Source organism: Methylobacterium haplocladii (genome assembly GCF_007992175.1).
Taxonomy (GTDB): Bacteria; Pseudomonadota; Alphaproteobacteria; order Rhizobiales; family Beijerinckiaceae; genus Methylobacterium; species Methylobacterium haplocladii.
Genome location: NZ_BJZT01000019.1, coordinates 32,627 through 45,525, shown reverse-complemented (window position 1 = coordinate 45,525; position 12,899 = coordinate 32,627). Strand labels below are relative to the sequence as shown.

13 protein-coding genes are annotated in these 12,899 nt (G+C 68.2%); 7 read left to right on the top strand and 6 right to left on the bottom strand.

Going from position 1 to position 12,899, the window contains the following annotated elements:
* Positions 1-113: 113 nt before the first annotated feature.
* On the top strand, positions 114-3,128 hold the full coding sequence (locus MHA02_RS09985; protein ID WP_147078491.1) for a penicillin-binding protein 1A: 3,015 nt from the start codon (positions 114-116) through the stop codon (positions 3,126-3,128).
* A 216-nt stretch (positions 3,129-3,344) separates the two neighbouring features.
* Positions 3,345-4,391 (top strand): hypothetical protein, encoded by a 1,047-nt coding sequence (locus tag MHA02_RS09980; RefSeq protein WP_373318400.1) that lies wholly within the window; start codon positions 3,345-3,347, stop codon positions 4,389-4,391.
* Positions 4,392-4,397: 6 nt separating this feature from the next.
* Here MHA02_RS09980 and MHA02_RS09975 read toward each other — a convergent pair whose 3' ends face one another.
* Both MHA02_RS09975 and MHA02_RS09970 read right to left on the bottom strand, forming a co-directional pair.
* Positions 4,398-4,958 carry a hypothetical protein gene (locus tag MHA02_RS09975; RefSeq protein ID WP_147078489.1) on the bottom strand — a complete coding sequence of 187 codons (561 nt, stop codon included), beginning with the start codon at positions 4,956-4,958 and terminating at the stop codon, positions 4,398-4,400.
* A 32-nt stretch (positions 4,959-4,990) separates the two neighbouring features.
* Positions 4,991-5,209 carry a hypothetical protein gene (locus MHA02_RS09970; protein WP_147078488.1) on the bottom strand — a complete coding sequence of 73 codons (219 nt, stop codon included), beginning with the start codon at positions 5,207-5,209 and terminating at the stop codon, positions 4,991-4,993.
* A 309-nt stretch (positions 5,210-5,518) separates the two neighbouring features.
* Between MHA02_RS09970 and MHA02_RS09965 the strand changes: the two genes are divergently transcribed.
* Together MHA02_RS09965 and MHA02_RS09960 are read left to right on the top strand one after the other, a co-directional pair.
* Positions 5,519-5,767 (top strand): hypothetical protein, encoded by a 249-nt coding sequence (locus MHA02_RS09965; RefSeq protein WP_147078487.1) that lies wholly within the window; start codon positions 5,519-5,521, stop codon positions 5,765-5,767.
* Between the two features lie 274 nt (positions 5,768-6,041).
* Positions 6,042-6,374, top strand: a complete 333-nt coding sequence (locus MHA02_RS09960; protein ID WP_147078486.1) for a hypothetical protein — start codon at positions 6,042-6,044, stop codon at positions 6,372-6,374.
* A gap of 5 nt (positions 6,375-6,379) precedes the next feature.
* On the opposite strand, the gene trhA is transcribed toward MHA02_RS09960, so the two are convergent.
* The 3 genes from trhA to MHA02_RS09945 form a co-directional block, all read right to left on the bottom strand.
* The gene (gene trhA, locus MHA02_RS09955; protein ID WP_147078485.1) at positions 6,380-7,060 is read right to left on the bottom strand and encodes a PAQR family membrane homeostasis protein TrhA; all 681 of its coding nucleotides are present in this window, start codon (positions 7,058-7,060) and stop codon (positions 6,380-6,382) included.
* A 259-nt stretch (positions 7,061-7,319) separates the two neighbouring features.
* The gene (locus MHA02_RS09950; RefSeq protein ID WP_147078484.1) at positions 7,320-8,366 is read right to left on the bottom strand and encodes a glycosyltransferase family 61 protein; all 1,047 of its coding nucleotides are present in this window, start codon (positions 8,364-8,366) and stop codon (positions 7,320-7,322) included.
* 42 nt (positions 8,367-8,408) lie between these two features.
* Positions 8,409-9,554 carry a COX15/CtaA family protein gene (locus MHA02_RS09945; protein ID WP_147078483.1) on the bottom strand — a complete coding sequence of 382 codons (1,146 nt, stop codon included), beginning with the start codon at positions 9,552-9,554 and terminating at the stop codon, positions 8,409-8,411.
* A 191-nt stretch (positions 9,555-9,745) separates the two neighbouring features.
* Here MHA02_RS09945 and MHA02_RS09935 point away from each other — a divergent pair, with 191 nt between their 5' ends.
* Positions 9,746-9,958, top strand: coding sequence for a DUF2842 domain-containing protein (locus MHA02_RS09935; protein ID WP_147078482.1), 213 nt, complete (start codon positions 9,746-9,748; stop codon positions 9,956-9,958).
* A gap of 77 nt (positions 9,959-10,035) precedes the next feature.
* Positions 10,036-10,434, top strand: a complete 399-nt coding sequence (locus tag MHA02_RS09930; RefSeq protein ID WP_147078505.1) for a hypothetical protein — start codon at positions 10,036-10,038, stop codon at positions 10,432-10,434.
* Positions 10,435-10,441: 7 nt separating this feature from the next.
* On the opposite strand, the gene MHA02_RS09925 is transcribed toward MHA02_RS09930, so the two are convergent.
* The gene (locus MHA02_RS09925; protein WP_147078481.1) at positions 10,442-11,512 is read right to left on the bottom strand and encodes a polysaccharide deacetylase family protein; all 1,071 of its coding nucleotides are present in this window, start codon (positions 11,510-11,512) and stop codon (positions 10,442-10,444) included.
* Between the two features lie 191 nt (positions 11,513-11,703).
* Between MHA02_RS09925 and MHA02_RS09920 the strand changes: the two genes are divergently transcribed.
* Positions 11,704-12,897 (top strand): GNAT family N-acetyltransferase, encoded by a 1,194-nt coding sequence (locus MHA02_RS09920; RefSeq protein ID WP_147078480.1) that lies wholly within the window; start codon positions 11,704-11,706, stop codon positions 12,895-12,897.
* Positions 12,898-12,899 lie beyond the last annotated feature (2 nt).

Genomic DNA, 12,899 nt, shown 5'->3' with positions numbered 1-12,899 from the left:
CGGACGGCCGCTATCATCCTAAAACCGCCGCGTTGTGCAGCGCATATTCAGACGACCAGGCGTAGCGTTTTTCACGCCCGTCGTCGCGTCCTTGCCCCGGTGCCTGCCGCCCGATGAACGTCATCCTGATCAAGCTGTTCGCGACCGCGCTGACCCTCAGCCAGGTCACGACGCGGCCGGACGCGGTCAAGACGCAGTTCGATCCCGCGACAGATGGCGCTCAGGTCGTGCAGATCCTGCGCGATGGCTGCGCGCACATGCGAAAAGCCTTCGACATCGAGGACATCAACCTCGACGAGCTCATCACTACGGCGATGGAGGATCCGACCACGGTTGCCGGGGACAACGCCCCCAAGATCCTGCACGGGCTCGATCTGGCCGAGTTGAACACGAGCTACAAGCAGTTCTGCAAAGGTGAGAACCCGCAGAAGTCCCCGTTCGAGGCGCGGGCGGTGATCGAGTTCTACAACAACGCCGTCAAGGAGCTGCCCTCGGCCGAGGCGCTGCGGGACATGAAGCTGCCCGGCGCCAGCACCATCCTCGATGCCGCCGGAAAACCCTATTCCGAGGCCTTCGAGGCGAACGGCCGCCGGCGCGTGGTGCCGATCGCCGAGATCCCCGAATTGGTCCAGAAGGCCTTCGTGGCGGCCGAGGACAAGCGCTTCTACCAGCACAAGGGCATCGACGAACGCGGCGTGATCCGCGCCTTCATCGGCAACCTCGCCGCGCCGGGCCGTCCCGCCGGCGGCTCGACGATCACGCAGCAGGTGGTCAAGAACCTGTCGGTGGGCGACGACGTCACCTACGAGCGCAAGATCCGCGAGATGATCGTCGCAGCGCGGCTGGAGCAGATCCAATCGAAGCCGCAGATCCTCGGGCTCTATCTCAACGGCATCTATCTCGGACGGGGCGCCTACGGCATCGAGATGGCCGCGCGGAGCTGGTTCGGGAAGTCGGTGGGCGCGCTCACGGTGCCCGAAGCTGCGTTGCTCGCCGGCCTGCCCAAGGGTCCGAACTACTACAGCCCCGACAAGTACCCCGACCGCGCCCGCGAGCGCCGCGGCTACGTCCTGTCCCGGATGAAGGAGGATGGGGTGATCACCGAGGAGCAGCTGGTCGAGGCGCAGAAGAGCGACCTCGGTACGAAGCCCGTCGAGACGGCACGGCGCGATTCCGGATTCTACTTCGTCGAGCATCTCAGCCGCGAGGCGCGGACCTTCGCCGGGCTCGAATCCCTGACGAGCGCTTCCTACACCGTTCGCTCTACCGTCAATGCCGGCCTGCAGACGGCCACCGAGACCGCGCTTCAGGAGGGTCTCGCCACCTACGAGCGCGGCACCGGTCGGGTCTTCTACGACGGCCCGGAGATGAATCTTTCGGACTCCGTGACGAAGTTCGAGGCCCTGCCGCCGACGACGGAGGTCGCGCTCCCACCTGCGCCGGCTCCTGTCTCCGAGCCGAAACCGGCATCGGCCAAGAAGGCCGCCCTCAAGCAGCCGCTACTGCCGAAGCCGACCGGCCCAAAGCCCGCTTGGCAGCGCGCCCTCGAAGCGGCGCGCCCGGTCCTCTACGACGTGCATTGGCCACTCGCGGTGGTGATTTCTACCGGCAAGGCGGGCACCAAGGTCGGACTTGCCGATGGGCGCGTCGCGACCCTCGACGCGGGCGCGGCGCGAGGCCGGCTGCAGCTCTACGACGCCGTGCGGGTGAAGCTGCTCGATCCCGCCGCCCGCGCGCCCCGCGCTCAATTGCGCATCCGCCCGGCCGTCCAGGGCGCGGCGATCGTGCTCGACAACAAGACCGGAAAAATCCTGGCGATGACCGGGGGCTTTTCCTACCCACAGAGCCAGCTCAACCGCGTCACGCAGACCGTGCGCCAGCCGGGCTCGACGCTGAAGCCGCTGACCTACCTCGCCGCGCTCAATGCCGGCCTTCAGCCCAACACGCTGGTGATGGACAGTCCCGTCACGCTGCCGCCGATCGGCGGCGCCGGCGATTCCTGGTCGCCGAAGAACTACGACGGCGGCGGCTCCGGCCCGACGACGCTGCGGCGCGGGCTCGAGTTCTCCAAGAACCTCGTCACCGCCCGCCTGCTTCAGGGCGGGATCGCGGAGAAGGCGCCGGCCAGCCTCAAGCGGGTCTGCGACATTGCGCTGGAAGCCCAGCTCTACGCCGAGTGCGAGAATTACTATCCGTTCGTGCTCGGCGCGCAGCCGGTGCGGATGATCGACCTCGCGAGCTTCTACGCCGCCATCGCCAATGAGGGCGGCCGCCCGAGCGCCTACGCGCTGGAATCGGTCGAGAAGGACGGCAAGCTTGTCTTCACCCGGGCGGCGAAGCCGCCGGTTCGGATCGGATCGGCCGACCGGGTCGCCTTCTATCAGCTCAAGACCATGCTGCAGGGCGTGACCCAGCATGGCACCGCCGCAGCGCTCTCGGGCATCTCGCAATACGTCGCCGGCAAGACCGGCACTTCTGAGAACGAGAACGACGCCTGGTTCGCGGGCTTCACCAACGAGATCACGGTGGTGGTCTGGGTCGGCTACGACAACGCCGACGGCATCCGCAAGACGCTCGGGCGCGGCCAGACCGGCGGCCACGTCTCGGTGCCGATCGCCAAGGCGATCTTCCAGGCGGCCTGGGCCAACGGCGTGCCGCGCACGGCCCTCGCGCCGCCGTCGCCCGAGGCCGCGGGACAGATCGCCGACATCCCGATCGATCCGCGCAGCGGCCAGCGCATCGCCGGCGGCGGCTTCCTTGAGCATTTCCGCCGGAAGAATGGTCAGGTGGCTGACACGCAGTACAACCTCGTCCCGCGCGAGACGATGTACGCCATGCGGCCCGATTCCGAGGACGGCGACTTCGGCAATTCCGAGGACGGCGCCGACATCGCCGGCGGCTACCGACCAGGACGCAGCGGCAGCGATCTGCTCGATCCATTCGGCAGCGACGAGCGCGACCCCTACGCCGCCCGGCGCACGCAACGCTACGACCCCTACCAGAACTGGCCCGGCCGCAACCGCTACGGACAGGCCCAGCCCTCTCCGTTCGGAGACGACGGCGAGGCCGTTCAGCGCCCGCGCCGCCGCGACCCGGACTACCTGTTCGGCGAAGACCCACGCTATTGATGAGCGATCACGGCAGCTCGGCGGCCATTTGGCCCCTCCACCGTCATTCCGGGGCACGCCAAAGGCGCGAACCCGGAACCTACCCGTGATGCTGCCGGTCGATCGTTCTGTCGTGCTCGCTCGTGGATTCCAGGTTCAGCATCGCGGCCCCGGAATGACGACGTGAGGAATTGATCTTCGGACCCGCCAATTTTCCAACCACAAGGAAACCACGTGCTGAAACGACTTTCGGCGGCCCTGTTCCTCGCCTCCACGCTGGCGGCCACGGCCCAGGAGGGCATCAAGCTTCAGCCGGCTGCAGCCGCGGCCAACGTGAAGGACGTGGCGAGCCTGGAGCCGTCCGACGTCGCCACCCTCAAGCCCGGTACGATCCTGTTCACGGATTACCGCGAAAAGGCCTCGGCCAACCCCGAGAGCGGGCTCATCGCCTATGCCGACTGGCTCAAGACCCGGCCGGTCGAGGCGGCTGCGCTCGCGCCCTATCCCGGCTATGCCGAGCCCGATTACAGCGTGACGCTCAACGGCGTCACGAAACAGCGCCACGAGACCCTGAAGGTCTATGTCGCGGAAGGTCGCTTCGTGGTCGCCAAGCCCCCGGGCGCCATCGACCTGTCGCGCTACGCCACCCTCGACTTCGTCTCGAAGATGGACGGCGCGATCCGCCACAAGGCCCTCAACCCGGCCGAGGTGACGCCGACCAAGGACCCGGCGGCCGCCTTCGCCCGCCGCCCCGACCGGCCCTGGTGCGAGGCCGCGAACACGGTCTGCCTGGAATCGCGCTACGACCTCGAAGGCAAGCTGCCGCTCGGCGTCAAACTCGCCAACAAGCTCGAACTCGGCTCCACGAAGAAGGTCGCCGAATTCGTCTCCTTCCAGAGCGAGCTGCGGCTGCTGTCGGCGGGCGAGGCGGCGGGGCTCGGCACGCTGACGCGGATCGAAACGCCTGTCGCCGGGGGCCTCGAACAGACGATCTTCTGGGTCAACCAGATCCTGCGCTTCGGCAAGTTCCTGGCTGTCGTCCAGCCGGCTCCGAACGACCCGGGCAAGTCCGTGGTGACGACCTATATGGCGCTCGCCGTGAAGGCCGACGTGCTCGACCGCAAGCAGGAATATGCGCGGGTGCCCGTGCTCAAGAACCTGTTGCCAGTGCAGGTGCTGATGGGCAATTCGTCCTTCAACACAGGCACCTCGATCAGCGCCGGCCTGCCGACCTATGCGCGCAACCGGCTCAGCGCCTTCGCCGAGGCGGTCGCGAAGAATTGAGCGAGCTCAGTCCTTCGAGTCCGGCCCCGCCTCGATGACGCGGCGCAGGCGGCCGTTTCGCTTCTCGTAGCGGAAGATCGAAGTCAGGGCCTCGGCCGAATCGTCCGCCTCGGACATAGCCTCTGCCGGAACGATCTGGGTGCGGCCGCTTCGGGCGAGGACACCGAGCGCGATCTCCCGGTCATGACGGATCGCCGCGACCAGCTCCGCCGGCATCCTCGCGACCAGCGAGGCTCCATCGCTGAACGCGACCTCGACGATCTCGAGGTCGTCGCCTCCCGGCGCGAACCCTTCCTCGATCACGCCGAGCCCCGCGCGCACGGTCGAGACCGCGAGACGTGCGGGCATCGAGAGGCGGGTGGAGGCCGGCAGGGCGCCGCGCAGGGTGTCGAGAAAACCGGGAACGCGCTGTGACGCCGCGCTCCTGCGGGTGGCGTCCTCACGTGCGGTCAGACTTGCGACGGCCTCGACGCCGCGTGCCTCGCCATTCGCCAGGGTGAGCAGACCGCACGCGTAGGAGCCGGTCCCGGCGCCGCCCGAACCCTCGTCGATCGGAAACACACTCATCAGGTTTTCCGTGCGGACCCGTGCCGCCCCGGTCAGAAGCCGCGGTTCGAGATCGTCGGCAAGGAGGGCTGCGTGAACTGGCGGTTCACGTCGGGCCGGGTCTGCGTCCCGTTGGTATCGTTCGAACGGCGGTAGTTGTCGACGTTGAAGCTTTCGGCGAGCCCGCTGCCGTTGGGACCGGAGCCCGAGCTGCTGCAGCCGGCGAGGGCAACGGCCGAGAGCGCGGCGGCGAGGAGGCAGGTCAGGCGCATCGATGGATTCCCGTTAACAAGATCTGGAGGTCGCTGGCCGTCAGGCGAGGGTCGTGCAAGAACGAGGGCCGCTATCGTCGTCGTGCGCATCCAACGGCCAGCCCCCCGGACTGCGGCTCGGATCTCGTCCCGTCAACCAACCCTCAACCGTCTCCTAACGGTTTCGCTTGGATCTGATGTCGAACGGCCACGCTGGGATTACCAACCCGCACGGAACACCGTCCCAGAAGCCATTGCAGCGCGGCATTCGTGTGGAGGAAGCCGGCCAGCGGATGGCGCAACCGCGGCGAATTCGCGAAGAATCGCCTCATGAGCAACGTCGTCCTCTTCCGCCGTCCCGCACCGCCCGCCGCGCGCGCTCGCTGCGACGTGATCTCGGTAGCTGACGACCTGTTCGCTACGCTCGACGGGCTCCAGGATCTGGCCGAGCGTGCAGCCCTGATGGGCCGACCTGCCATCGAGGTCGAGCGCACCGTGCGCAATTTGCGCGATGCGGTCGGTGCGCTGGAGCGTGCGCTCGACTGCCTTGGCGAGGGCAGCGAAGCCGCGCCGGCCTGACCGCGGGTCTCGGGCCGCAGGTGCATCCGTAGTTCCGGGTCCGTCATGACCGGGCCATTCCGCATTCGCTGCAATAGCTGACGGGATTGCGTATCCACCGATACGGGCAGCAGCGCGTCGACGTCCGTTTCAGCACATTCGGCCGAATGGTGATGTAGTCGTCATACGCAGTCCGACGGCTTGCCAGCCGATTGCGATCGTTCATACAAGCTGTTCGCAAGTAAGCGCCGGCCGTAATGCCGCCGCTCTCTCTGAGGCAGGAGCGATCCCGGCCATGACATCATCAGTGAAACCCGGTGAAGCCTTGGATTTGAACACATCGCATTTGGGAAACCAGTTTTCCATTGTCGAGCGGTCGAACGAAATGCACCGCTCCATGCTTGTCCTCGAGCGCCTCGCACTGACGCTCGGCGTGCCGGTCGGGGCCTTCTTCGCGGAGCACGCGAACTCTGCGCCCAGGGATGGCGCGACGGCGGCGGACGTCGAAGAACTGACCCGGGCCTTCGTCGGAATCACCGATCCGGTCATGCGCCGGTACTGCCTCGACGTCGTCAGGGCCGCGGGCCTCGAAGAACCGTCCGACAATCCGGCCGACGCGTCGGTCTGAAGCGATCAATTTCCGGCGGCCATCACGCTCGTGATGACGGTTCCGTAGTGACAGGCCGCGGCCGCCAAGACGAAGCCGTGCCAGATCGCGTTCTGGAAGGGGAGGCTGCGCCAGACGTGGAAGACCACGCCGAAAGAATAGAGCAAGCCGCCGATGGCCAGCATCCACATGGCCGGCGGTGACAGGCCTGCAATGGTCGACTCGTAGGCGAGCACGCCGCTCCAGCCGAGCATGAGATACAGGGCGATCGAGACGCGATCCCAGCGGCCCGGCATCAGCAGCTTGAGCGCAATCCCGATCGCGGCCACCGTCCAGATCACGGCGAGCAGGCCCCAGGCGACCGGACCGCTGCCGACGAGGACGACGAGGGGCGTATAGGTGCCCGCGATCATCAGGTAGATCAGGGCATGGTCGAACCGGCGCAAGATCCACTTGCGGCGCGAGACCGGCCACATGTTGTAGGCAGCCGAGATGCCAAGCATCGAGACGAGGGCTGCGGCGTAGATCAGGACCGAGGCCCGCTCCATCCAGCCGAGATGGGCGAGGGTGGCGGTTGCCACGAGGGCGACGGCTCCGGCGATGCCCAGCGCGACACCCAGAAGATGAACGGCGCCGTCAGCCAACATTTCCTCGCGGGTGTAGTGCCAAGTCAGCGCGAGCGGCCGTCCGTCTTCCGCCAGGAACATATCGAGCTCCTCATCGATCGTTCCACAATAAGTCCTGGACTGCGCAAGTCGTTCCATACGAGAAATACCGATATCCGTTCTTCGTCGACAAAACTCTAACGCATAGTCGATTCGAGGCACTTGTGCGGTGCGATAAAATCTATTGCAGTATAGTGCATTGCGCAACTTGACGCCGGTCAGTGTCCATTTCTGATGCGCCATCGCTCCAAGGCCTGCACGGACCATGCCGCCCCGGGCGTCCCGGCACGGGATGCGGCACTCAGCCTCTGCGAAATGGCCTGAGCACGCGCCGTCTCACTTCCGCGACAACACCCGCGTCGTCCGGTTCGCCACGGTCGAGCCATTCGGCGCGTCTCAGGAGGGCTGCGGCCACGCCACGCGGGTCGGCCACGGTCCACGCCAGATGCCAGTCGGAGCCCTCCTCGTAGAGGGTGCCGTGGGGGTGGTAGTAGCGCGCCGTCGCTCCGTTCACGCGGTCGAGCAGGGCGAAGTTGGCGTTGACGGCGTGCTGCCAGTTCAGTCCCACGAGACGGCGGCCCGGCGCCGCGAAGGCCGCCGTGTGGAAGGCCGAGCCGAGCGTCCCCATGACGATCCGCCGTCCACTGAGCAGCCGCACCTGATCGGCGAAGGCGAGCGTCTCGGGAAATGCGATCTCGACGCCGCGGCGTTCGAGTTCCGCGAGGATGGCATCCTCGTTCGCCACGTGCGCCACACCGGAGCGCATCCGCGTCTTCGACAGGTAGAGCGGCCGTCTCAGGCCATCGACCGCCACGTCCTGCCAGAGCGGCTGGCCGATCGTGCGGCAGAGATCGGCGAAGACAGCGTGAACCGCGGCCTGCTCCTGCAGCGCGGGCTCGGGCACCACGATGTCGCGCAGCGTGGTCGGCCGGTCGAACGTCACCACGTCCGCCATGTCGAGGCCGAGTCGTCCGAGGATTGCACCGAGGAAAGGAAGCTCCTCCCAGGCTTCGCGCGGGCCGGGTACGTGGCAGAGGATCCGGGGCAGGGGTCCTTGCCAGGAGACCAGGGGCCAGAGCCGCGGCAGCGTGTTGATCAGGAAGTGGCCGTAATGGGTCGCGAGCGCCCCGACATAGAGGAACTGGCGCTTCGCAGCGGTCTCCGCCGCCGCGAGCCCCGCCTCGGTCGCGCCGTCGCCGATCGAGCGACCCTCTGCAAAGAGCCCCCACGGTGCCTCGGCCGACCAGGGCCGATAGATCGCCTCGGGCAGGCGGCGCAGGGCAGGGTCCGCCGCGATCCAGTCGCTGGTGCCCCACAGGCTCGTACAGCGAAGGAGTCTGGCTGCCATCGCCGCGGTTTCGCCGATCCGGCCGCGCGGGTCGAGGGCGCGTCAGGCCCGGCGGCCGGCGAGCTGTTCGAAGCCGAACGGCACCGCCGGGGGGTGGATCGCCGTCGCGGTGGCCGCGGTTCCGCCGCTGAGCCGGGCATGGGCGCTCGCCATGGTCAGCACCAGCATCGCGAACACCTGATGCGCCAGCGCCGCCCAGAGCGGGACAGCCAGCAGCAGTGTCGCAATCCCGAGCGCCACTTGTCCGAGCGTAAGACAGGCGACGCCGGTGGCTCGGCGGGCGGCGCCACTGCCGGGCAGCGTCAGACGCGTATCCAGCGCGTGCAGCAGGGCGGCGAGCACCACGCAGTAGGCCGCGAGCCGGTGGTTGAACTGCACCAACGTGACGTTGTCGACGAAGTTCTCGATCCAGGGCGTCGCCGAGAACAGGCCGTCGAGGGGCGGCACCAGATCGCCGTTCATCGTCGGCCAGGTGTTGTAGGCGAGCCCTGCATGCGACCCTGCTACGAGGCCGCCGAGCCCGATCTGGACGAGCACGAGCAGCATGACGACGACGGCGCCCGCACGGATGCGGGCCGGGGCGGGCGTCAGAGCATCCTCGCGGGTGCCGGCGGCGAGCCAGACGAGCCCGGCGAGGATGATGCTGGCAGTCGTCAGATGCAGGGCGAGCTTCAGCGGCGCCACCGCCGTCATGCCGGGTTGCAGCCCGGAGGCGACCATGACCCAGCCGATCGCCCCCTGGAACGCGCCGACGATGCCGAGGGTCACGAGACCGAGGGCGAGGCGCCGGTCGAGGGCGCCGTGCACCCAGAACACGATCAACGGGAGGAAGAAGGCGAGACCGATCAGGCGCCCGAGCAGCCGGTGGCCCCATTCCCACCAGTACAGCGTCTTGAAGGAGTCGATCCCCATGCCCTCGTTGAGGATGCGGTATTGCGGCGTGTCCCTATACTTCTCGAACTCGACCGCCCAGTCCGCCGCCGAGAGCGGCGGGACCGATCCGGTCACGGGCCGCCACTCGGTGATCGACAGGCCCGAGCCGGTCAGGCGGGTCGCGCCGCCGAGAGCGACCATCACGATGACGAGGAACGCCAGCAGGTAGAGCCAGATCCGGACCGCGCGGCGATACGGGCGCGCCTTGGCATCCGACGATGCCGTACCGGCGGGCAGGGTAGGGGAGAGCTGCATGGTGGCTCGGCGGCGTCCTGCGGATCGGGTCGGACCTAAAGGTCCAGCACTGGGCCGTGCTTTAGGACGGCCACATGCCGACGGGCAACGCCGGACGCTGCCGCAGGGACATCGCGTCCGTTGCAAGCGGTGGATGGCCGGATTAGGCCTGCCCCACGTCGAGCCATCGAGACACGCGTCCGGAACCCGCCATGCGCCGCCGCACCCGCTCCCTGGTCGGGACCTTCGCGATCCTGGCCTTCGTGATCGTCTACGCGCCGCTGGCGATGGCGCTCGCCGACAGCCGCATCGCCGAGACGCCGGCGCTGGTGCAGGCGCTCCTCTACTCGATCCTCGGCATCGCCTGGATCTTCCCGCTGATGCCGCTGATCCGCTGGATGGAGCGCCCGGACGATCCTGCCTGATCCTCCTTTTTTCGCCGCACTCCCCCGGCAGAAGGCCGCGATCCTCGCTCGCACAGCCGCGGAGCCGACTGCGCCCGATGCCACGCCTGCCCCCATCGACGATCCGCCTCCTCGGCGCGACCGGCCTGCTGTCGCTGCTGGCCTCCAGCGCATTCGCGCAGGGGACGCCCCGCTCGGTGGGGGAATGCGAGCGGCTGAAGAACGATCTCGCCTACAACCAGTGCCTCGCGATGTTCGGCCCGGCGGCCAAGAACGTGGCCGGCGGCGACGGATCGGGCGGCGGCGGCAGTCCCGTTACCGTGCCGCCGCCGACGCCTTCGGCCATCGCAGGCATGCCGGCCCTGGAAGAGCCCGTGGTCGACGAGAGCCCGCGCCGTGGCCGGCGCGGCCGCTACACGCGGTCCGGCGGACGCCAGAGCGTAAGCTTCGACCTGAACGGATCGAGCCGGAGCCGCTGGCATCGCCGACGCCGATAGACCCTGGTCAGGCGACGTTGAGGCGCCGGCCGCGGTTCCAGGCGAGGAAAGGCACACCGGAGATCAGGCTCGCGAGCGCGGCGTCGGTCTGGTGGAAACCGTTGATCGAGACCCGGGGCAGCGCGTTCAGGTGTCCGGCATGGTCTGCGAAGAGATGGCCCGGCCGCGTGGTCACTGCCGTGGCGAAGCCGAGCTCAGCGCTGATCGCGAATTCACGCCGGCCGGCGGAGGTCGGATCGCCGACGGGATAGGAGAGGTGCCGGATCTCGCGGCCGAGTTCGGCGGCGATCCGCGCGCGGCTCTCGGCCATCTCCCGCCGCGCGATGTCGGCTCCGTGCTTCGCGAGCATCGGATGGCTCAGCGTGTGCGCGCCGATCGTCACGGCGGGATCGGCCGCGAGGACCCGCAACTCATCCCAGGACAAGCACAACTCGGCGGCGACTTCGCCCGGCGCGAAGCCGGCCTCCGTGCAAAGGCCGGCGATCACCGAGAGCAGCCGCGCCTCCGGCCCCGACCGCAACTGTCGATACACGGCCTCGAACGCCGCCGACTTTTCCTCCGGGCTGCGCGCGGGGAAGTCGAGGACGAGCCGCCTCGTCTCGCCGTCCGTCACGCGCACGCGATCCAGCCGTGCGACGGCACGCTCCAGCTCGATCCACCAGAGGCGCCCACATCCGTCCGCGAAATCGCTGGTGACGAACAGCGTCCAGGGTGCCCGATGGCGGGTCAGCACGGGTAAGGCGAAGTCCACGTTGTCGCGATAGCCGTCGTCGAACGTGAGCACCGCGAACGGCGCTTTCGGGCTCGGACCGTTCAGGCGTTCCGGTACGGCGTCGAGACCGATCAGGTCGAACCCGCGCGCCTTCAGCAGCGTGAGCGTGCGGTCGAGGAACTCGGGTGTGATCGCGAGCAACCCATTCGGCGCATAGGCCGCCGGTGCCTCGGGCCGGACATGGTGAAAGGTCAGGATCAGGCCACGGCCCTGCGCGACGGGCGCGAGCCAGCGATCCGCGCCGGTCGAGGACACGGCTGCGAAGGCCGCCTTGAACAGCCGATGGCGGTTGCGCGACGACAGCATCGATGGGTCCCGCGAGCCAATGCATCCCAGAGCGACGATAGGGCCGCGGGCAAAAGCTTTCGTTACCCATCCGGCACGATCGCCGGTGATGCCCGCCTGCGGGTCCGACCGCCTCAATCGCCGGTTCAGGTCTCGCAAGTTATCCCGAACCGAGCAGGGACGGCGCGTGGCCGGCGGCGTGAGGCGGGGCGATGGCGGTTCTGGTGCGGGATCTCACGGGTGCCGACATGATCCGCGACCGCATGCGCGGCAACCTGACGGCGGAGGTGTTTGCCGACCTTGAGAGCGTCGAAGCCCTCTGGCGCGGCATGGAATCCGCGCCCGCCGCGGTCTCGACGCCCTATCAGCGTTTCGACTGGGTCGCGGCCTACGTCGCCGGCACCCATTCGGCGGAGGCCCTGCGGATCATGGTCCTGCGGGACGCGGCCGGCCGGCCGATGGCGCTGCTGCCGCTCCAGGTCTCGCGGGTCCGTGGCGTCTCGGTCGCCCGCGTGATCGGGGCCAAGCACGCGAACTACCACATGCCGGTCTACGCTTCGCGGCAATCCGCCGGGCTGTCGGCGGAGGAACTCGACGCATCGCTGGTGCTGGCCGCCCGCGAGGCCCGCATCGACGCCTATGCCTTCGATCATCAGCCGCGCTTCTGGGACGGTATCGCCAACCCGCTGAGCGCCAGGGGTAAGCCCTGCGCCAGCGACGCCTACGGCCTCATGCTCGGGCCCGATGCAGACGCCACCGTGAAGCGCGCCTTCAGTGGCGATGCCCGCAAGAAATTGCGCGGCAAGGAGCGCAAGCTCGTCGAGGCGCATGGGACGGTCGAGTATCGCTCGGCCACGACGCCCGAAGATCGCTCGGCCATTCTCGATGCGTTCTACGAGCAGAAGCGCATCCGCTTCGCCGCATTGGGCATCGCGAACCCTTATGCGGACGAGGCCATCCGGCGCTTCATCGCCGAGGCCACCACCGGCAGCGCGGGCCGTCCCGCGATCGAACTCCACGCCCTGATCGCGAAAGAGTCCGGCCGGATCTTCGCCACCTTCGGTGGTGCGGTGAACGACAACCGCTTCAGCGGCATGTGGACTTCGTTCGACCCCGACCCCGCGATCGGCCGATTCAGCCCCGGCGACCTGCTGCTGCACCATCTGATCGGCCAGCAGACCGGGGCCGGCCGACGCGCCTTCGACCTCGGCGTGGGAGAGGCCCGCTACAAGGCCAGCATCTGCGACGAGACGATCGAACTCGTGGAGGTGCTGCTCCCGGTGACCCTGCGCGGCCGCCTTTTCACGCTTGCGGCGGATGCGGCCTCGCGCCTCAAGCGACATATCAAGCGCTCTCCGCGTCTGTGGCAGGCGGTGGCACGCCTGCGACGGTTGCGGGGCGCCTGATC